The sequence below is a fragment of the Coleofasciculus sp. genome (assembly GCF_046565525.1).
Lineage (GTDB): Bacteria > Cyanobacteriota > Cyanobacteriia > Cyanobacteriales > Coleofasciculaceae > Coleofasciculus.
Genome location: NZ_JBKHUP010000078.1, coordinates 21,511 through 40,267, shown reverse-complemented (window position 1 = coordinate 40,267; position 18,757 = coordinate 21,511). Strand labels below are relative to the sequence as shown.

Here is an 18,757-nt window from a genome sequence, read left to right as displayed (position 1 = left end):
CGCTTGGCTGGCATAGCTTATGGATTGGTAGATATACAATTCTATTATCCGTCAAACTTGGCTTGACAGACCACTAGGGCTATAACACCATGAGTAGTCAACTAGCCAGCTAAATTACTGCTGGTTTTACTAAAATCGGACGCTGGATGTTTCACCTCATAAGCATTCAACTTATTATTCAGTTCTCGGATGCGGCGGGAGAGTAAGCGGATAATATTAATGGCAATTCCTGGGGTCTCATCAATGGCGTCATACAATTGCAGTTGAGTCAGCATCAGACATTCGCAAGTTTCCAGCGTCGTCACTGAGGCGGAACGCGGTTCAGCATCAAAGAGTGACATCTCGCCAAAACAAGCACCTTGTCTCAGATATGCCAAGTCGCGATCGCCAATGTGAACCCGCACAGAACCGGACACCACAATATAGAGCGATCGCCCTTCTTCCCCTTGGGTAACAATCGTATGATCACTCGGAAATGATAGCTCATCCATAACCGAAGCAACGCGCACCAGAAAATCGTCCCGCAATTCCTGAAAAATGGGGACGCCCCTGACAAAAAGTAAACGCTCAACGCTGGTTAACATGGGGTTAGCGGGTAGCTGCTGGGGATTGGTGCCAAGTGTAGCTGCACAAAGCTCTAGTTTACTTTATCCCACTTTGACTGATAATAGAGGAATTAAGAGACCATAAACACACCAATCTGCTTAACATCCCTGAAAATTAAGCCAATAACCCCTTAATAAACCCTTTCCTAACGACTGCTCCATCAGCTCACTAGACCAAATTCGTTACTCATCTGCTGAGCTACCGCCGCCACTAACCGATCGGAATCATGTTTGAGCATCGGTAGTAATTCGATACAAGAACGGGGCGATGCAGCTTTCAAATAAGTTAAAACCGCTTCCCGGACAAAACCCGTGGGATGACGCAGACAGACTAACGTCGCTTCCGGTGTCAAACTCACATGAGCCGCCCGAGCCAAATGGAAACAACAAGCCAGTGTCCAATCCGAGAGAAAATGACGAAAATCAATCAATTGTCGCACGCGATCGCTGGGATTCATCGGTTGATAAGAAACTAGCTCCTGCACACATTCCAGCTTTTCGCCAAAGGAACGGCGATCAAACAGAGCTAAAAAGGCTTGCTTTTGGGGAATATCTATGGTATTATCCAGTATCTCCAGTCCCATAGCAATATTGGAGCGGGACTCCGATTCCAGATTAAAAGATGCCGCTTGAATCGCACCGACTGGATAAAGAAACTTCATCAGCAAAAAACAATTCTCCAGCAGATCCTTTTGCTGATCGTTTAACGCCCGCCGCAGCAAATCTGCCTCCTGTCCACTGATCAGTTCTGGCTTCAAATCCACCAGTGCGGCGTAAATCTGACCCAAAAACAGCAGTTCTTGCTCAATTAACGTCTCAATACCACTACGTCCCAACCGATCAAGTACCGCATCGATTCCTTGCTCATTGGGAATTTTCAGTAAGCTGCGGAGGATATTACGGCGGCTGATCCCCCAACTCGTCATTAACTGTTGCACCAAATGATTCAGGGCATCGGATGTGCCAATTTCAGCCAAAGCACTCCAAGCTTGTACCCGAACTAAATCAGGTTTATGGATATCTTCTGCCAACTCCAGCAGCAACGGAATCGCTTCATCACCCAGACGCACCAACGCCATGCGAGCAGCTTCACGAGTCGATTTGTAATACAGCCCCCGCACTAGCGACGGATAGAACTCGTCCAAATGGGTTGCCGCAATCACCTCTAATAAAGCGCAACGGACGCGCAACGACTCATCTTTTAACAGATAGGGAATATAAACTCTCAAGGCTTGCAAATACTCTGCCTCTCCCAACGCTCGCGTTCCCATCACCCGTTCTCGTTCCCGTTTTGACATCACCATTCGCCGCAGGATATCTGTCGCTTCCGCTTTCTCTTGTGGGGTTCCCCGACGCAAGATAATCGCGGCGGCTGTGGCTCGCACCATAGGATCAACTGTCCCATGGAGATATGGTTTAATCGTATTAATATCCAATTCGGGTTGAGTCAGCCAAACATAGCGCAGCGCCAACGCCAAAACTTCTGGCGGCGGTTTTTGCTCAATCAAGACTTGCACATCCTGACAATAGGCTGGATTGGGATACTCCAACATCGTCTCTAGACTTTGACACTGGAGTGCAATTGAAAGGCGAGGCAAAAGGGGAGCCAGAACCTCACCCACATTTGTGGGGTCAATCTGGGATAACAGTTGAATGCAAGAGCGTTTATCGGCTTCAGTACCTGGTTGTTCCAGGGTTTCTATCACTGTTCGCTTGAATGCATTTAAGTCAACATCAGAAAACCCCAAGCGTCCTTGTTCAGCGCTATCAACCAGCAAGGTGACGTAACTTGATCGCATAGACCAAGCACTCAGCAACCAGATCAGGGAGAAAAATACAATGGCAAGAATAAACATACCACTCTGCCATTGCTGAATTTGAGCTTCCGGTTGTCCAGGAAATACATGATGCAACAGCCAGATTCCAGCGAGCATACTAATGCCCGTAATACCCGTGGTTATGGGTTCAGCAATCCCCTGAACCCTGGTTTGCAAGCTATTACGAATTCCTTCGGGTATCGGTTGAAACAGGAACGGTTCAATTCCGGCAATTAAGGTATAGCGCAGGAGTTCGTCAATAAACCGCAGGAAAATTAGACCGACAAAGAGTCCGGTTACAAATCCTGGGATGGTAATCACTGAACCCAATAGCTTAAGGATCACATCCAGCAAACCACTCAATGTGATTAATCCCATAATCGCTAACGACGCGGGTAGCATCATTGCGGCGACAAAAACTCCCAGACGTTCAACCGCGCGACTGGATAGGAACCACTGAGAGGTGAGTTCAAATATCCCGACAATCCCACTGAACAAACCCAAGAACCCGGCAATCTCTGAGGCTTCTAAATTTGCCTCTAATTGACCGAGATACTGGAACTCTACCAACAGATAGAGGGCTTCGCCGAGAATAAAAAAGGCAAATAACGGAACAATATAGCGTTGTAGATGTCCCGTGGTGCGGCGGACAACAAATTCCTGACCATCCTCTTCCCAGTCCCGTGTGGGTAAGTTAGGAAAGGCTTGCTGGTAGCGTTGGGTTAAATAAAACAACGTGCCAGCACCAACTATCATCATCAACGCCGCCACCACGAGAACGTTTTGAATTGTGCCGACAACGAACAGCAGCAGGGGTAAAGAAAAGCCGGAGATCACATCGGCAACTAAAAGTCCCGACGAGACAATCGGATAGGTGCGCTTAATTTCCCGGATATTGAATAATTGATTCGCGGCAACTTGAGAGTTGAGATCGTTGAGAACTTCGACTGCATCCATCCACAGTCGCAACAGAAAAACAGTACCCAAGGCGATTAAACCGTTTAAATAGCCAATGCCTAGGGTCAACCGAAAGATCAACAAGGGTATGCCTGTCAGGAACGCGACTGTGACTAAGACACCCCTCATGGGAACCCGCTCTTGTAACCAAGAGTATAAGACGCCTAGTCCAGAAACTATCACGGAGCTGGCGATATAAATTACGGGTAACCACCTCGCACCGTACTCATCCAAGAACAGTGCTGTCGCACTATACTCGAACCAAAGCAGCCCAACTGAGGTAGCGGTGTAGAAGGCGAACATCAAAAAAGTGCGCTCGCCTTCTTCCGGGCGAAGATTAACCCATTCTAGGATTCGCCGTACCCATTCATTTTGAATGCGAGTACGAGTTTGTAGTTTCATTTGGCAGTTTTTCCTTAGTCGTTAGTCCTGAGTCATTAGTATTGAGTCCATCGTGGCTAACCCATGACTAGTGACTAATGACCAATGAACTCAATTCTTATTTTTTGGGAGAGAGTAGCATCATCATATTACGACCTTCACGTTTAGGGGCTTGCTGAACTTCGGCAACGTCCTGCAAATCCATTGCCATGCGCTTGAGCAAGTCTTCGGCTAAGTTGGCGTGCTGAATTTCTCTCCCCCGAAAGGTAATCGTGGCTTTAACTTTGTCTCCTGATTTCAGAAAGCGCTCAGCCGCGTTAACACGCACTTGGTAGTCATGATCATCAATCTTATAGCGCATCTTGACTTCTTTAACGTCCGCCGTGTGTTGCTTCTTGCGAGCTTCTCGGGCTTTCTTCTCCTGTTCAAATTTGTATTTGCCGTAGTCCACGATGCGGCACACTGGCGGATCTGCCTTATCGCTAACCAATACCAGATCCAACTCTTTTTCCTCGGCGATGCGTAAAGCCTCTTGAGGAGCAATGATTCCTAGCTGTGTGCCATCTGTATCAATCGCACGAATCTTAGGATAACGGATTCGTTCGTTGATTTGGGGTAGATCGCGTTGGCGTCTTCTATCACTCACGGGCGTCTGCTTGAATTTCTAGTTGTTAAGGGTTTGATAAAAAGCAAGCTGATTTTACTTGCCATTCTACTGAGTCTGATCCGGTTTCTGTCCATCTTTTTAACTTAACTTCCAAAATGCCGGGGGATTGGAGAGAAACCCTTCTAGGAGGTGGAATATGTGAGACGTTTGTTAGTCCTCATTTTTCCTAGGCTATGGGGCATCGGCTGTAGAGAGTAGCATCCAGAAACCACTACAATAATAGGTGAGGATTTGTAAACGTTTTTGAAGTTGAGGCAGGTTGTGAACCCATCCGTATCGTGGCAGCAACGAGTCGGTAGTCAGCGAGATTGGGTTTGGCAAGGTTGGCAGACTCGTTACACCTATATTCGTCCACCGCACTCCCACTCAAGGCTGGCTCCTCCAGTCCTGATGCTGCACGGATTTGGTACTTCAATCGGACATTGGCGTCACAACTTACCTGTACTGGGTCAACACTACCCGGTTTATGCACTGGATCTGTTGGGGTTTGGCGGTTCGCGTAAAGCTTGGGCAACATATACGATTGACTTGTGGGTCAATCAAGTTTATGAATTCTGGCAAACCTTGATACAACACCCCATGGTGTTAGTGGGTAACTCGATCGGTTCACTGGTGGCTCTGAGCGCCGCTGCAACTCACCCGGAGATGGTCAAGGGACTCATCTTGATTAATTTGCCGGATTTTTCCCTACGAGAAGAGGCGCTTCCGGGTTGGCTGCGACCTGTTGTATCAACGGTTGAGGGTCTAGTCGCGTCTCCTGTGGTTCTCCAAAGTCTGTTTTATTTGCTGCGACGCCCATCAATTGTCCAGAAATGGGCAGGACTCGCCTATTACAACCCCAGCGCTATTGATGCAGAATTAGTGGAGATTCTCACGCAGCCTGCTCGCGATCGCGGTGCGGCGGCTACATTTAGTGCGTTGTTTAAAGCGATGACCTCTTCTAAATTTGGTCCTCCTATCAAATCAGTTTTACCGACTTTGGATATTCCTTTGCTGTTAATTTGGGGACGTCAAGACCGGATGATCCCTCCCCAGTTAGCCCAACAGTTTGCCGATCTCAACCCTAATGTGAAGTTAATTGAGTTAGATCAGGCGGGTCATTGTCCTCACGATGAATGCCCAGAACAGGTAAATCGGATTCTACTCGACTGGTTAGCTGGGATTTAGGAAGTTTTGACCTTTCACTTCGCCCATAGAGCATAGCGCGTGAGTGAACTCCTAATACTGCTCGCAGCAAACTCTAATTTAATTTTTTCTCCCAGACACGCCATGACACATCTCTACATTGCTTTCCCAGATTCCCCTGCTCCCCCTACTCCTCTGGGTTAAGATCGAAGCGGAATGAGAAAAGTCTCCCGCTTTCCTTGAACTTATGAACAGCGCTGATTTTACAGATACCTTAGATTGGACACCTGAAGCTAAAGCGAAACTCAAAAAAATACCTTATTTTGTACGTACTCAAGCTCGACAACGGATTGAGCATTTAGCTCGTGAGGCTGATTTGGGTGTCGTTACAGTAGAAATTGTCGAGCAAGCTAGGGTTGAGTTTGGTCAATAGGAAGTGACTTGTAGTCGCTAGATGTCTCAACTATTATATAAGCTTGTATTGCAGTTACTCCCATGCCATTGATAATCCTGGTTGTAGATGACAACCTAGGTACTCGTCTTTCTGTGAGCGATTATCTGGAAATGTCAGGCTATTCAGTTGTAACGGCAGAGGATGGTCAAGAGGCTCTGTCTCTGATTGATAAGTATCATCCTCACTTAATCGTGACCGATATCAATATGCCGAAATTGAATGGCTATGAACTTGTGCAACAAGTTCGGAAACGACCAGCTTTCCGCTTGTTACCTGTGGTTTTTTTAACTGAGCGCAGTAGTACTGAGGAGCGGATTAAGGGTTATCAGTTAGGATGCGATCTGTATTTGCCCAAACCCTTTGAAATGAAGGAATTGAGTGCCGTAATTCGCAATTTGCTGGAACGTTCTCAGATGATGCAAGCCGAATTGCGATTCTCTTCCACTGAGATAGGACAATCACCCCCACCGACACAGATTCAGGAGGCTATGCCCAAATCCGAATCAACTCCCCGTGCGATCGCCTCCCTCACTTCCCCGCCCAATGTACTACATCTGACTCAGCGGGAACAACAGGTTCTAGAATTACTGACCACAGGGTTATCGAATAGCGAAATTGGTAGCCAGCTACACCTGAGTCCTCGGACGATTGAAAAATACGTTAGCTCTCTCCTGAGAAAAACAGAAACTAGCAACCGAGCCGAAATTGTGCGTTTTGCCCTGGAAAATCATTTAGTGGATTGACTCAAAAGCTTTTTTGTGGTAGGAAAATTTATCCTGATTTACGATGGGAATCATTGAATTCTGTCAATCAGAAGACCACATTACCCACTGACATAAGGCACAATAGTAGTAAGGGCTGGCTAGAGTTGCTAGCGATCAATTTGGAGGAATTGACACTTAGCAACTCTAAAGCTAAAATACCGAATTCACACCGCTTTAGACTATGCTTCAGGACACTCGAACCATACGTTACTATCAGCAACTTACAGATGCTCTAGTTTTTATGTGGAACCGGGGATATCGCTTTGATGACCTACGGTTGTATATTGATGGCTATCTTGATGCTCTTCGACATAGTAACGCTATTGAAGTTTATTTAATTCATCGCTTGGAGGAAGATGCTGTTCGTTATCTGCGCGATCCCTCGAACTTTGAAGCCGTACCCTTACCAGAACCTGAAACTGATTACTATTAAAAATAAATAAGGTACTTAGGTGTGGGCGCAAGCCTTCATCCGTGGCAACTTAAGCCACGACGCTTACCAATTCTCGTTTCCAGCAATTCAAGGGAAGCAGAGCCTCAACAGAGGTATTCCCTTTTGAGATCTGGAAACGAGAGCTTCCCGGCTCGCCCTGCTTTTCAGCATAGACTGAAAAAGCCTGCTTAAGCAGGCTTTTTGGTTTATTTGGTGCTAATTATCTTGAAACGTGTAAAATGTCAAGATGCCAGTGCTACTTCGACCATTTGCTGTAATTCGCCGTTCTGATAAAGCTCGATCATCACATCTGAGCCACCAATGAACTCGCCGTTGACGTAAACTTGCGGAATCGTGGGCCAGTTGGAATATTCCTTAATGCTTTGACGCACTTCCGGATCATCGAGAACATTCACCGTTTCGTAGGAAACACCTAAGGTATTCAGGATTTGGACGACATTGTTGGAAAAACCGCATTGAGGCATCAGTTTGGTGCCTTTCATAAACACCACGATTTTCTCTTGGTTAACGAGCTGGTCAATCCGTTCTTTAACTGCTGGCGTCATAGCTTTGCTGAAATGTCTTGTGTAGTTTTATATGGGTCTAGTGTAGCGAGAGTTTATACAGCCTGACTGGTAGCTTGCCAAGATTCAGGGGTGTAGGTTTTCAGCGCTAGAGCGTGAATGGCTTCGCTTGCCATTGCTTGTTGGAGAGCGCCATAAACAAGCTGGTGCTGTTTGACCAAGCTTTTGCCTTCAAACTGGGAGGATACAACAATCGCTTGCAGATGATCACCGCCGCCCGTTAAGTCTTGCACCTGTACCTGAGCATCGGGAAGTTCTGCTTTGATCATTGCCTCAACTTGCTCTGGACTAATCATACCCACTCCATTATTCTTCAACTTTCCACTATTAATTTAACGTTCTGGAGTCGCCGATGATGTCGGTTCACGATTGCCAGAGGGGGGAAAGGGAGAACCGACGAATCCCAATTCAAAAAGCTGTTGGTAGGCTTTTTTGCCCAAATCGCGGGTGGGATTCTGAGAGCGAATGATCTGAATCAGTAAGGGAACCGCCAATTCCGGTTGATTTTGGACGCGATGCACCAACGCCAATTGATAGGTGGCTTCATCCCGCATTTCTGCCGTTTGCAGCGCGTTTTGCCGATGCTCGTTGAAAATCCGGTTATCGATACCCGAGAAACTTTCAGCCAACTGCTGATAGAAATTCGATAATTGGTTAAAAACCTGACGCGCCTGCTGGAGTTTTTGAGCGGCTAAGGTATAGTCTTGAGCTTCAACAGCTTGATTCGCCTCTGCCATTAAGCGCTCTCCCCCCTGTAAACTCAGAAGACTATCCTCCTGCGTTAAAGGGCGTAGATTACTGGGATCATCTGGCTCAGGCTGCATTTGGCTGACCTCTTCTGGAAGCGCAGCCGCTTGAGTTTGAGCGTGGGCGGGTAGTAATAGCGCCACACTCGTCGTGAAGGGAAAGGCAACAAGGCAGGTAAAGCCAAGGCTATGAATCGTTCCAGAAGAGAGCATGTAAAAAATAGGGAAGGTATTTTAGAGACAAACACAGAAACCTTCGGGTATCTTACCATCGCCAGATGCGGCAAGGGGAGTCCCATTTAAATCGCCAGACTTGGGGGCAAGGAAATTGCCGTCCCTAGTGAGATTGGCGACAAGCCCACATTATAGCTGTAGGCTTTGGCAGTAGGTTCCGTGACAGTTAACCATCAGCGATCGCGATGACTGGAGTACAAGGCAGTCCCCCCGTCTCAACCAGCTAGACTTAAAAAATACCCTGAAGGTTTCTTAAGCATTTTGGAGACTAGGATAAAAAATATTCATCATATAACTGATCTTGTATGATTGACGATAGTCCATTCTAAACTATGATCCCGCATTCTGATTCTGTGCCAGACGATTCTCCTCAAACAACTCCGGTTCCCTCTGAAAGCCCGGGTCTAGTCCTGCAACGGGGCGGTGAAGAACTGGCATTACTCAAGGTGCGCGATCGCTTCACCCTTTGCCCCCAGAACCAAATCCCCGTAGAGCAACTCGAGCAAGTCTTCAGTGTCCAATATCAGCGCCAAATTCCTCACACCCAACTTGCTGAATTTACGGTTAACGCCGAACAAAGGGATGAGGCGATGCAAGCCGCACGCGATCGCGAAGATGTTGTTTTTGCTAGTCATGTCTACCAACTCAAGGACAATCCGGCTACCTTAATTTACCTGGGCGATCAACTCACGATTCAATTTCACCCAGACACCGATGAAGCAACAATCTCAGCCCTTCAAACTGAATTTGGTTTAAAATCTGTGCGATCGCTCGTCGGTATTCCCAACACCTTCGTCTTTCAACTCACCCCCAATTCCCCAGAGAATCCGCTAAAAATAGCCAATCGACTGATTAGACTCCCCGAAGTTTTAACCGCAGAACCCGATATCATAGTCCCCAAACAGCCGAGCTACCATCCCCAAGACCCCTTATACCCTCAACAGTGGTATCTAAACCACAGTGGCGGTTCAACCTTAGCCCCAGGTTCTCATATCGACGTAGAAAAAGCCTGGGATATGACCCGGGGAAATCGCTCCATTGTCGTTGCGATAGCTGATGATGCCATTGATATCAACCATCCCGATTTTCAGGGCACCGGAAAAATTGTCGCACCCAAAGATTTTAAAGACAAAGACTTCATTCCTCTACCCAGTGGTTCTGGTGAAAGTCATGGTACTGCTTGTGCTGGGATTGCGGTTGCCGAAGAAAATGGTCAGGGTATTGTCGGTGTAGCACCGGGATGTGCGCTGATGCCCATTCGCACCAGTGGGTTTCTGGATGACACTAGCATTGAAGAATTATTTAACTGGGCAATTGAAAATGACGCCAGCGTTATTTCTTGTAGCTGGGGTGCCGCAACGGTTTACTTCCCCCTTTCCTTACGGCAACGGGCTGCCCTAACCCTCGCAGCGACTGAGGGACGAGGCGGGAAAGGCTGTGTAATCGTTTTTGCTGCTGGAAATGCTAATCGCCCAATCAATGGCACCATCTTTGAGCGCGGCTGGACGAGTGAATTACTGCGTGGACCGACAAACTGGCTCAGTGGTTTCGCCGTACATCCAGATGTGATTGCGGTTTCGGCTTGCACCAGCTTGAGCAAAAAAGCGGCATACAGTAACTGGGGAACCAATGTCTCCGTTTGCGCCCCTAGCAACAATGCTCCGCCAGGAATGTGGTTTGAAAAAACAGGTTTTATTGGCACGGCACCCAAAGTGAATGCCCCAACCCCAGGTAATGGTGTCTTTACCACCGACTTACTCGGAGCAGCGGGGTATGAAATCGGTGACTTTGTAGGCAGTTTTGGTGGCACATCGAGCGCCTGTCCAGTTGTTGCGGGTGTTGCGGCACTAATTCTCTCGGCTAATCCTGATCTGACGGCTAAACAAGTCAAACGTATCCTGCAAGATACAGCCGACAAAATTGTAGACCGTGATGCTGACCCCCAGCTTGGTATGCGATTGGGGACTTATGATACGAATGGGTATTCTCAATGGTTTGGCTATGGTAAGGTCAATGCTTTTAAAGCGGTACAAGCGGCTCAACAGCAACGAGTTCAAACTGCTAAGGTTGCCCAAATCCTCAAACGACGCAATGATAAAAACTTAGCTATTCCTGATGATAATCCCCGTGGTGTGACTAGCACGATTCAAATCACAGAATCTGCCCCAGTGCAAAACATTCAGGTGACGGTGGACATTGAACATGAGTTTTTGGGAGATTTAGAAGTGCAGTTGAAATCACCCAATGGTAAGACTGCGCTGCTACAAAGTCGTACATTGGGTGTTAACACTCAACTCCAATACACCTATTCTATAGAAAATACTCCGGCGCTCAAGTCGTTGCTGAATCAGGATAGTGTTGGTATTTGGCAGTTGAGAGTCATTGATTATGCGCCGATGGATACAGGGAGACTTAAAAGCTGGGAATTAGTTATAGGAATCTAGATAAGGCATAAGTTATAAAAAGCAGGGTGGGGTAGCTTGTGCTACTGTTTTTCAGAAATTTTGTAGCCTAGGATTGAATGACTGAATTGGTGTTCTAGGAATTAGGGCATAGAAAAGCATCTACGTGAATAGTATTACTTTTGCCACGGTGATGTGGCTACTCAGCCGAATTGTCATTGTTATCGCTATGTTGGTGATTGCTCCCTTATTACCTGCGCCACCTGGGGGCATTCAACCGACGGTAAGTTGGGATGTCTTTTCCGCTTGGGATAGTGACCACTATCAAATGATAGCCACTTCAGGTTATGAATATGCTAATGATGGTCAGGGACATAATGTAGCGTTTTTTCCTTTATTTCCCTTACTGGTTCGGGCGGTGATGAGTGGGGGATTGCCCTTTAATGTAGCCGGGACTGTTGTGAATAATCTGGCATTTTGGGGTGCGCTAATCCTTCTGTGTGGTTGGGTTCAAGAGAGTCATGGGCAGAATGTTGCTCGCTGGACAACAGCGGTTTTAGCTTGGTGTCCTTTTTCTCTATTTGGCACGGTAATCTATACGGAGGGGCTATTTCTGTTGTGGAGTACGGCGGCTTTGCGAGCGTTTGACCGTAAACACTATGGTTGGTCAGCTTTATGGGGAGCCTTAGCCAGTGCGACACGATTACCCGGAATTGCACTATCCCCAGCGTTTTTGCTGGTGGCTTGGCGAGAGAAAAGATCGGCTTTCGCCTACCTTCCTAGCTTAGCCACCGCCGGAGGAATGGGACTCTATAGCCTCTACTGCGGAATTCGTTTTGGGGACATGCTAGCCTTTTTAAGGGTGCAACAGGCATGGCAACCTGAACAAGCTTTTTATGGACAGGGATGGTTGAAGATGCTGGTGCAAATTTCAGCAGGGACAGCCAACTGGAATCGGGGTTGGATTCAAGATCCGTGGCATCCCTTGCTTTTTATCACAATTTGTGCATTGGGTTATTTGTTGTGGCGATCGCAAAGTGATCTCACACGGCGAGGCACTCTTCAACCCCCGCGAAAGCGATCTCGTCTGCAACGGCTGTGTGTGGAGCAAGGGTATGGCTTTTACAGCCTCTTCATTCTCCTGTGGCTTTTAGCTGGAGATCCGCTAATTAATATGATTATGGTTTGGGGAGGTGGCTATTTACTCGTGCGAGAGCGAACAAAGCTTAGACCTGTTGCCGTCACCTATGGATTTTGTAGCTTAGCCGTGATTTTAAGCCCAGGTCGCACCATTTCTGCTGAACGCCATGCCTATGGCATTGTATCAATTTCGATAGCCTTAGGTCTGCTGCTGGCGCGTTATCCGCGATGGGGATGGGCAACACTCCTATTCTTCACTCTAGTGTTGGTCAGCTTCGCCGTGCGATTTGCCCAGCATCTCTGGGTTGCTTAGGTTGTAGATTAGGGAGAATGTCAGCAGGGTAGTGGATAAATGGTGTTATTATAATCAGCGAGGTTTATATTCGGCTGTATCGTTTGTTTTGATTTACGGACAGGCATGTCTCCGAATCATAAGTCTCTACATTCATTGGTTTTGGAGATACTCTATGTCAATTTACATTGGTAACCTGTCTTATGATGCTACAGAGGAAGACATTACCAGTATTTTTGCTGAATACGGCACGGTGAAGCGGGTTCAGTTACCCACGGATCGAGAAACAGGTCGGATGCGGGGCTTTGGTTTTGTGGAAATGGAATCAGAAGCTGAAGAATCTGCTGCTATTGATGCTCTAGATGGCGCTGAATGGATGGGTCGGGATTTGAAAGTGAATAAAGCTAAACCTCGTGAACCTCGGGGTCAAGGCGGTGGTGGTCGTCGCGGCGGCGGCAATCGCGATGGATTCTCTCGACGCTACTAAAACCGAATAATGCGGATGTAATCAGCCCATTAATGGCGGCGTTTCTCTACGTCTCCTAGAAGCTGCACTATCGAGTGAAATCAGCTTTTTGTGCTGGTTTCACTTGATTCATTCCGGCTAGGTGTGGTCAGGCATCAAGCAATAAACTCAAGCTGAGGAGGAAATAAAATGGCACAGGTAACTGTCGGTGAACATGAAGGGATTGAGTCAGCCCTCCGCCGATTTAAACAAGCTGTCTCCAAAGCGGGAATTTTTCCCGACATGAAGAAACATCGTCACTTTGAAACGCCGATTCAAAAACGGAAGCGCAAAGCCATTGCTCGGCATAAGCAACTGCGGCGGCTTTCTCGCTATCGCAAAAAACGTTTTTAAGTGTTCACTCTTGTGCAGTAATCATGACTCCTGAAGCTATACGCACGGTTTCTCAGCTAAGGCAAGAGTTTTATTATCAATTTGCCGCAAAGATGAACGTGCCAGTGAAGATTACAACCCGCAATCCATCAACGGGCAATCTGCCAATGGCATCTTGGATCGATGATCGGCAACGCATGAATTATCTGTGTGTCTATGTTCACACAGCTCCTGATGAATTACTCCCGGAACGCCCCTTTATCTTGCGAGTGTCTATTAATAAAGGGGCAGGTATCGTTCAATCGAGGCTGTGGGGACGGGATTGTCGAGGAATTAATCAAAGCTGGCACTTTGACCTAACGCTATTACCTGAGGAAATTTTAGACTTTTGTACTTGGATTGTTAACTTAATTAAATCTCACCGGCAAACGGGTGTTCTAGGTGTCCCTGAACCGCCTCATCCGTTTGATTTCAAACTATCTAATAGCAAAATACTCGTTAATGAGGCTTGGACTCAGAAAGCTCGGCAGGAAATTAGCTGAATTCGGGGGAAGCCCCACGCCCTACGGCTCCGGAGACGTGGGATGAATCGCGAGATAACCCCAATTATAAAATCGACCAATTACTCAAGAGAACGGGGATCGGGCAATAGGGAAAAGTGCAGGTATGGTAAGGGGATTCAGGAGAGAATAAGGTGGACAAAGAGCATATATCTGCCGAAGCGAGGGCAATACGCGATCGCTTATTTGGATGGGATAGTCCCACCCAAGCGCAACTCGAAGAGATTGGCACTGTTGAGTACCTGTGGGGACGGCTGCTAGATACTATACTAGAGACTTGTCCAGATAACCGGGAACGCGATCAGGCAATTGTTCAGCTAGAGAGTGTGCGAGAATGGACGCGAAAGTCAATTATCCGAGGAGCGGAAAGTAGGAATCGTTGATACTGGTGTGTATTGTTTACATTCATTAAGAATACGGAAAATAGCGGCAATATGCGGTAATCTACACATAGGTCGATAAGGTTACCGCATGAAATTATCAGATTACGCAAAAGCTCAAGGCGTCAGTTATAGGACGGCGTGGAGCTGGTGGAAGAAAGGCATCATTAAAGGTCGCCAGCTTCCAACAGGAACTATACTGATTGAAACCGACGCATTTTTTGCATCATCTATCGTTGCTTGCATTTATGCCAGAGTCTCCAGCTCAGAAAATAAAAGCAACTTAGATAGGCTTGCCGAAAGACTGTCTCAGTACGCAGCAAAAGACAGGCTATGCCGTCAACAAGGTTGTGAAAGAAGTAGGGAGTGGACTGAATGACAATCGTAAGAAACTGAATCAACTCTTGTTGGACAGGAGTTTCAGCGTCTTAGTGGTAGAACACAAAGATCGCTTAACTAGATTCGGTGCTAAATATATCGAAATTCTTCTATCAGAAACAGACAGAAGACTCGAAATCGTTAATGGTGTTCCTGACGACAAAGAAGACTTGATAACAGATGAGAGCGAGTGTCATTACATCATTTTGTGCAAGGCTGTATGGGATGAGAAGAGCAAAGCGCAAGACGGAAAAACTCATTAGTGAGCTTCAGTCAAATGGAGACAATGAGACTTGTTGAGAAGCATGTAATTCGGAAATGTTGCCGGGAATGGAAAGAGATTGATAGCTTGGCATTTAAGTCTAAAAATCTCTACAACCGAGCTAATTACGAAATTCGTCAACACTTCTTTGAAACCAATCAAGTTCTCTGTTACAACGAAATGGCGTCTCGGATGCAAGCAGAAGAATCGTATTGCGAATTGCCCCGCAAAGTCTCTCAGCAAATTCTTCGTTGTTTAGATAGAAATTGGAAAGCGTGGAAAGAGGCGGATAAAGCTTACAAGAAAAACCCTTCCAAGTTCCTGGGAAAGCCTAGACTCCCTAAATATAAAGACAAGGAGAGGGGGCGCAATCTCTTGGTTTACACCATCCAGGCTATTAGCTCCAAAGAGCTGAAGAAGGGATGGGTGAAACCATCGGGAACAGACCTGATGATTTCTTGTAATAAGCAAAATATCAATGAGGTGAGAATTATTCCCCGTCTTAACTACTACGTGGTTGAGATAATTTATGAACAATCCGTTGAACAATTGGTAGACGGTGAAGCAGTAGCAGGTGTAGATATTGGTCTTAACAACTTAGCGGCTGTAACTTCAAATCAAAAAGGCTTTAAACCTTTCCTGATTAATGGCAGACCCGTTAAAGCAGTTAATAATTTTTATAACAAAAAGAAAGCTGAGCTTCAGTCTCGTCTCAAGGGAAACAGGAAAACATCCAACAGGATTCAGCGCTTGTCAACTAAGCGAGGATTCAAGATAGATGACTATCTCCATAAGTCCAGCCGTTTCATTATTAATCGATTAGTTGAGAAGAATATCTCAACTCTTGTAATCGGAAAAAATGAGAACTGGAAGCAGGAACTCAATATGGGTAAAGCCAATAATCAAAACTTCACCAGCGTTCCTCATTCTAGATTCATTGAGATGTTGACTTACAAGGCTGAGTTGGTTGGCATTAAGGTTGTCATCACCGAAGAATCCTACACTTCGCTTGCCAGTTTCTTAGACGGAGATCCTCTTCCTGTTTACGGAACAGCAGAAGCCAAAACCGCAAAGTTTAGCGGTCGTCGCCTTAAGCGCGGGTTGTACAAATCAAAAAACGGCGTTAAGTTTAACGCCGACACAAATGGAAGTTACAACATTATCCGCAAAGTAGTCCCAGATGCTTTCTGCAATGGGATAGAGGGTGTAGTAGTTCACCCAGTTAAGATTACTCTTACAAACTAATTTCCGTATTTTTCCGTGAAATTAGGAACTATCTATTCCTACTCTTCAGATAACAAAACCGCAACGATGTAGCCATTGGTGTTTATCAAGTAGCCACACCTTATCTTCTATGCCAACAACGACTGACTTTCTCACGTATACCCAATGGATAGGCATTCTCACCCTAGTCTGCGGAGTTCTTAGCATCCTAGGTTTTATCTTTAAATGGGGCATCCGATTTCGGCTGGTGGGGATTACTGGCTTTATGGGGGTTCTCACAGGCGGCTTATTTGCGCTGAGTATTGTCCCGTTTACCCGTACAGTGATTCCTGGTGCTGTGCCTTTTTCCTTAGTCTACGACAACGGAGGCAACCAAGCCGTCATCGCTTTACCCACAACAATCAACGAATCTCAACTTGAAGCCAGTCTGCGCCAAGCCGCCAGTGATTTGTATTCTTATGGGCGTTTGGGTGGAGAAACTAACCAACTGACTATTCGCGCCCGCACCGTGATCCACCCAGAACCCGGTATATCTAAACCCCTAGTTGTAGGTAAAATCAGCCGCTCGCTGGCTAAGCGTGATGATGAACAGATGACGATCAATATTTACAAAGAACGCTTGGCTCAATTACCAGACACCTCCACCTGACTTTTCAGGGGAAGTCTTGAAACCGAGTTGCTAGGGGAGATAGGGGAGATGAGGTAAGATAAAAATTCAATTAGCTGAATCCTCTGCTAAAAATGACTAACCCTGCTCCTCCCTCATTGCTGTCGCTCACGGTTGCCCCAGCGCAGGTTTTGCGCGGTGTCCCGGCATTAGCACAATCTGGAGAGGCGATCGCGTCTTTGGGTCATCGTCCCCTGATTGTCGGTGGGAATCATACCTTGGCGACGTTATCACCACAGCTAGAACCCATCTTGAAACAGCCGCCGTTAAACTGTGCTACGGCATCCTATAGTCCGGATTGCAGTGAAGTCTCCCTCGCATCCCTGCAAGAAGCAGTTACCCGCCATCAAGCGGACTTAATTATCGGTGTGGGTGGCGGCAAAGCCTTGGACACGGCTAAACTCTTAGCCCATCAGTGCCAACTTCCAGTTGTCACAATTCCCACCTCTGCCGCCACCTGTGCCGCTTGGACGGCGCTTTCCAATATTTACTCGAACGAGGGAGCTTTCCTGTACGATGTGAGTCTGAATCGCTGCCCAGATTTGCTCATCCTGGATTATAGCTTGATTGAAACAGCCCCCCAACGTACCTTAGTGGCAGGAATTGGAGACGCCTTAGCGAAATGGTATGAAGCATCCGTGAGTAGTGCTCACTCGGATCAAACCTTAATTATTGCAGCGGTACAACAGGCGAGGGTGCTACGGGATATCCTATTTCAAAAGTCAGCAGACGCCCTAAAAACACCAGGGAGTGAGGTTTGGCGAGAGGTGGTTGATGCCACAGTCTTGCTAGCGGGTGTAATTGGTGGTTTAGGTGGGGCGCAGTGTCGTACTGTGGCGGCTCATGCTGTGCATAATGGTTTAACCCATCTTAGAGGATCTCACAGTGCCTTACATGGGGAGAAAGTCGCCTATGGAATTTTGGTGCAATTGCGCTTAGAAGAAATGGTGCAAGGGAATCAACTCGCCGCCTCAGCACGGCAACAGTTATTGAAGTTTTATCGCGAAATCGGTTTACCCCAAACCCTGGATGATTTGGGTTTAGGGAATATCACTTTGGCACAGTTACGCCAGGGGGCGGATATTGCTTGCCAGCCTAATTCTGATATCCACAGATTACCCTTTGATGTGACACCCGAACAGCTTATGGCAGCGATGGTATCTACAACTACGCCTGTAGATAAAAATTGCAGTCCAGTTTTATCCGCAGGGATAAATGATAAACAAGATTAATGAGGAATGGAGTGTGTCATCCAAAAACTTGCTCAATCTATAAGATGAGCCATGACATCATATAGCGTGATGCCTGTTCCTACCAGGGTGAGTCCACGTTCCGTGCGAATGATATTTGTCATTAGTCATTTGTCTTGTTTCTGTAATAAAACTCAAACTTTAATCCCTTACAATCCGGGAATCTCTGACAACTTACCCTCGACTTCTTCAACAGAAAACCCAGTCATTTCTTGCCATTCTTCCACAGTGAAATCATAACCCCGTTCTTTTGCCATTTGGATAAAGGCGTCTACGTTGGGGGCGGCTCTGAGTTCCTCTTTTAAAGAGGGGTTCGCTTGAGCATCTCGAAACAGCTTCGCCACTTGCTCCTTTGCCATTTCTGGTAACTCCTAATTTGACTAAATAATGCTACACTAGCAGACTTCGGATTCTAGGAAAAGCAAATTTTGATGAACTAACCCCAATTGGGCAAAGATGGGTATGTCCAACCGGAGTATTTGCGTATTGACTTGAATTTAGGGTACTCTCTTAGTCCCTGGAAAAAGCTTTTATAAGCTATGTCAACACGTTTTACCGTTGCCTGGAGACTCAAAGAATTAAGACCAGCAAAATCCT

The 18,757-nt window shown here is 46.7% G+C and carries 20 protein-coding genes and 1 pseudogene; 14 read left to right on the top strand and 7 right to left on the bottom strand.

The features are described 5' to 3' along the window. Positions 1–101: 101 nt before the first annotated feature. The 3 genes from ACLGGO_RS24735 to infC form a co-directional block, all read right to left on the bottom strand. A complete protein-coding gene (locus ACLGGO_RS24735; RefSeq protein WP_446366387.1) occupies positions 102–584 on the bottom strand; it encodes a Crp/Fnr family transcriptional regulator in 483 nt (160 codons plus the stop codon). A gap of 182 nt (positions 585–766) precedes the next feature. Then, the gene (locus ACLGGO_RS24730; protein ID WP_446337238.1) at positions 767–3,781 is read right to left on the bottom strand and encodes a HEAT repeat domain-containing protein; all 3,015 of its coding nucleotides are present in this window, start codon (positions 3,779–3,781) and stop codon (positions 767–769) included. Between the two features lie 97 nt (positions 3,782–3,878). Further along, positions 3,879–4,406, bottom strand: coding sequence for a translation initiation factor IF-3 (infC, locus tag ACLGGO_RS24725; protein ID WP_446355682.1), 528 nt, complete (start codon positions 4,404–4,406; stop codon positions 3,879–3,881). Between the two features lie 282 nt (positions 4,407–4,688). On the opposite strand from infC, the gene ACLGGO_RS24720 reads away from it, so the two are divergent. The 4 genes from ACLGGO_RS24720 (at position 4,689) to ACLGGO_RS24705 (ending at position 7,203) form a co-directional block, all read left to right on the top strand. Continuing rightward, positions 4,689–5,594 (top strand): alpha/beta fold hydrolase, encoded by a 906-nt coding sequence (locus ACLGGO_RS24720; RefSeq protein ID WP_446421276.1) that lies wholly within the window; start codon positions 4,689–4,691, stop codon positions 5,592–5,594. Positions 5,595–5,799: 205 nt separating this feature from the next. Beyond that, entirely contained in the window at positions 5,800–5,985 is a 186-nt protein-coding gene (locus ACLGGO_RS24715) for a PCP reductase family protein (protein ID WP_446337241.1), read from the top strand. 62 nt (positions 5,986–6,047) lie between these two features. Further along, on the top strand, positions 6,048–6,749 hold the full coding sequence (locus ACLGGO_RS24710) for a response regulator transcription factor (protein ID WP_446337242.1): 702 nt from the start codon (positions 6,048–6,050) through the stop codon (positions 6,747–6,749). A 202-nt stretch (positions 6,750–6,951) separates the two neighbouring features. Next, on the top strand, positions 6,952–7,203 hold the full coding sequence (locus ACLGGO_RS24705) for a DUF6761 family protein (protein WP_446337243.1): 252 nt from the start codon (positions 6,952–6,954) through the stop codon (positions 7,201–7,203). Positions 7,204–7,445: 242 nt separating this feature from the next. Here ACLGGO_RS24705 and grxD read toward each other — a convergent pair whose 3' ends face one another. Genes grxD through ACLGGO_RS24690 form a run of 3 tightly spaced genes read right to left on the bottom strand, consistent with a single transcriptional unit; the run spans position 7,446 to position 8,746 of the window. Further along, positions 7,446–7,769 (bottom strand): Grx4 family monothiol glutaredoxin, encoded by a 324-nt coding sequence (gene grxD, locus ACLGGO_RS24700; RefSeq protein ID WP_446337244.1) that lies wholly within the window; start codon positions 7,767–7,769, stop codon positions 7,446–7,448. A 53-nt stretch (positions 7,770–7,822) separates the two neighbouring features. Next, positions 7,823–8,083 carry a BolA family protein gene (locus ACLGGO_RS24695; protein ID WP_446337256.1) on the bottom strand — a complete coding sequence of 87 codons (261 nt, stop codon included), beginning with the start codon at positions 8,081–8,083 and terminating at the stop codon, positions 7,823–7,825. Positions 8,084–8,119: 36 nt separating this feature from the next. Continuing rightward, positions 8,120–8,746 (bottom strand): hypothetical protein, encoded by a 627-nt coding sequence (locus tag ACLGGO_RS24690; protein ID WP_446421275.1) that lies wholly within the window; start codon positions 8,744–8,746, stop codon positions 8,120–8,122. Between the two features lie 353 nt (positions 8,747–9,099). Here ACLGGO_RS24690 and ACLGGO_RS24685 point away from each other — a divergent pair, with 353 nt between their 5' ends. The 10 genes and pseudogenes from ACLGGO_RS24685 (at position 9,100) to ACLGGO_RS24640 (ending at position 18,142) form a co-directional block, all read left to right on the top strand. Beyond that, entirely contained in the window at positions 9,100–11,211 is a 2,112-nt protein-coding gene (locus ACLGGO_RS24685; RefSeq protein WP_446421274.1) for a S8 family serine peptidase, read from the top strand. Between the two features lie 124 nt (positions 11,212–11,335). Further along, entirely contained in the window at positions 11,336–12,622 is a 1,287-nt protein-coding gene (locus tag ACLGGO_RS24680) for a mannosyltransferase family protein (protein WP_446421273.1), read from the top strand. Between the two features lie 154 nt (positions 12,623–12,776). Then, the gene (locus tag ACLGGO_RS24675) at positions 12,777–13,088 is read left to right on the top strand and encodes an RNA recognition motif domain-containing protein (RefSeq protein ID WP_446337248.1); all 312 of its coding nucleotides are present in this window, start codon (positions 12,777–12,779) and stop codon (positions 13,086–13,088) included. Positions 13,089–13,256: 168 nt separating this feature from the next. After that, positions 13,257–13,460, top strand: coding sequence for a 30S ribosomal protein S21 (rpsU, locus tag ACLGGO_RS24670; RefSeq protein WP_006099092.1), 204 nt, complete (start codon positions 13,257–13,259; stop codon positions 13,458–13,460). 23 nt (positions 13,461–13,483) lie between these two features. Next, a complete protein-coding gene (locus ACLGGO_RS24665; protein WP_446337249.1) occupies positions 13,484–13,981 on the top strand; it encodes a hypothetical protein in 498 nt (165 codons plus the stop codon). A 152-nt stretch (positions 13,982–14,133) separates the two neighbouring features. Further along, positions 14,134–14,382: a hypothetical protein gene (locus tag ACLGGO_RS24660; RefSeq protein WP_446337250.1), complete on the top strand. Its 249-nt coding sequence runs from the start codon at positions 14,134–14,136 to the stop codon at positions 14,380–14,382. A gap of 88 nt (positions 14,383–14,470) precedes the next feature. After that, positions 14,471–15,057 (top strand): annotated as a pseudogene (locus ACLGGO_RS24655) (IS607 family transposase). Next, complete coding sequence (locus ACLGGO_RS24650) at positions 15,044–16,264, top strand: RNA-guided endonuclease InsQ/TnpB family protein (protein ID WP_446421272.1); 1,221 nt, start codon at positions 15,044–15,046, stop codon at positions 16,262–16,264. The pseudogene ACLGGO_RS24655 and the gene ACLGGO_RS24650 overlap by 14 nt, the downstream one beginning before the upstream one ends. Before the next feature lie 109 nt (positions 16,265–16,373). Then, positions 16,374–16,892, top strand: a complete 519-nt coding sequence (locus tag ACLGGO_RS24645; protein WP_446421271.1) for a DUF2518 family protein — start codon at positions 16,374–16,376, stop codon at positions 16,890–16,892. Positions 16,893–16,984: 92 nt separating this feature from the next. Then, complete coding sequence (locus ACLGGO_RS24640; RefSeq protein ID WP_446421270.1) at positions 16,985–18,142, top strand: iron-containing alcohol dehydrogenase; 1,158 nt, start codon at positions 16,985–16,987, stop codon at positions 18,140–18,142. A gap of 167 nt (positions 18,143–18,309) precedes the next feature. On the opposite strand, the gene ACLGGO_RS24635 is transcribed toward ACLGGO_RS24640, so the two are convergent. Next, complete coding sequence (locus ACLGGO_RS24635) at positions 18,310–18,519, bottom strand: Nif11-like leader peptide family natural product precursor (RefSeq protein WP_446361663.1); 210 nt, start codon at positions 18,517–18,519, stop codon at positions 18,310–18,312. Between the last annotated feature and the right edge of the window lie 238 nt (positions 18,520–18,757).

Excerpts from the sequence above, each read along its gene's own strand:
- ACLGGO_RS24730 (WP_446337238.1), bottom strand. The coding sequence starts at position 3,781 with ATGAAACTACAAACTCGTACTCGCATTCAAAATGAATGGGTACGGCGA.
- ACLGGO_RS24695 (WP_446337256.1), bottom strand. The coding sequence starts at position 8,083 with ATGATTAGTCCAGAGCAAGTTGAGGCAATGATCAAAGCAGAACTTCCC.
- ACLGGO_RS24645 (WP_446421271.1), top strand. The coding sequence starts at position 16,374 with ATGCCAACAACGACTGACTTTCTCACGTATACCCAATGGATAGGCATT.
- ACLGGO_RS24710 (WP_446337242.1), top strand. The coding sequence starts at position 6,048 with ATGCCATTGATAATCCTGGTTGTAGATGACAACCTAGGTACTCGTCTT.
- ACLGGO_RS24705 (WP_446337243.1), top strand. The coding sequence starts at position 6,952 with ATGCTTCAGGACACTCGAACCATACGTTACTATCAGCAACTTACAGAT.
- ACLGGO_RS24650 (WP_446421272.1), top strand. The coding sequence starts at position 15,044 with ATGAGACTTGTTGAGAAGCATGTAATTCGGAAATGTTGCCGGGAATGG.
- rpsU (WP_006099092.1), top strand. The coding sequence starts at position 13,257 with ATGGCACAGGTAACTGTCGGTGAACATGAAGGGATTGAGTCAGCCCTC.
- ACLGGO_RS24675 (WP_446337248.1), top strand. The coding sequence starts at position 12,777 with ATGTCAATTTACATTGGTAACCTGTCTTATGATGCTACAGAGGAAGAC.
- ACLGGO_RS24715 (WP_446337241.1), top strand. The coding sequence starts at position 5,800 with ATGAACAGCGCTGATTTTACAGATACCTTAGATTGGACACCTGAAGCT.
- ACLGGO_RS24685 (WP_446421274.1), top strand. The coding sequence starts at position 9,100 with ATGATCCCGCATTCTGATTCTGTGCCAGACGATTCTCCTCAAACAACT.
- ACLGGO_RS24735 (WP_446366387.1), bottom strand. The coding sequence starts at position 584 with ATGTTAACCAGCGTTGAGCGTTTACTTTTTGTCAGGGGCGTCCCCATT.
- ACLGGO_RS24640 (WP_446421270.1), top strand. The coding sequence starts at position 16,985 with ATGACTAACCCTGCTCCTCCCTCATTGCTGTCGCTCACGGTTGCCCCA.
- ACLGGO_RS24690 (WP_446421275.1), bottom strand. The coding sequence starts at position 8,746 with ATGCTCTCTTCTGGAACGATTCATAGCCTTGGCTTTACCTGCCTTGTT.
- grxD (WP_446337244.1), bottom strand. The coding sequence starts at position 7,769 with ATGACGCCAGCAGTTAAAGAACGGATTGACCAGCTCGTTAACCAAGAG.
- ACLGGO_RS24635 (WP_446361663.1), bottom strand. The coding sequence starts at position 18,519 with ATGGCAAAGGAGCAAGTGGCGAAGCTGTTTCGAGATGCTCAAGCGAAC.
- ACLGGO_RS24665 (WP_446337249.1), top strand. The coding sequence starts at position 13,484 with ATGACTCCTGAAGCTATACGCACGGTTTCTCAGCTAAGGCAAGAGTTT.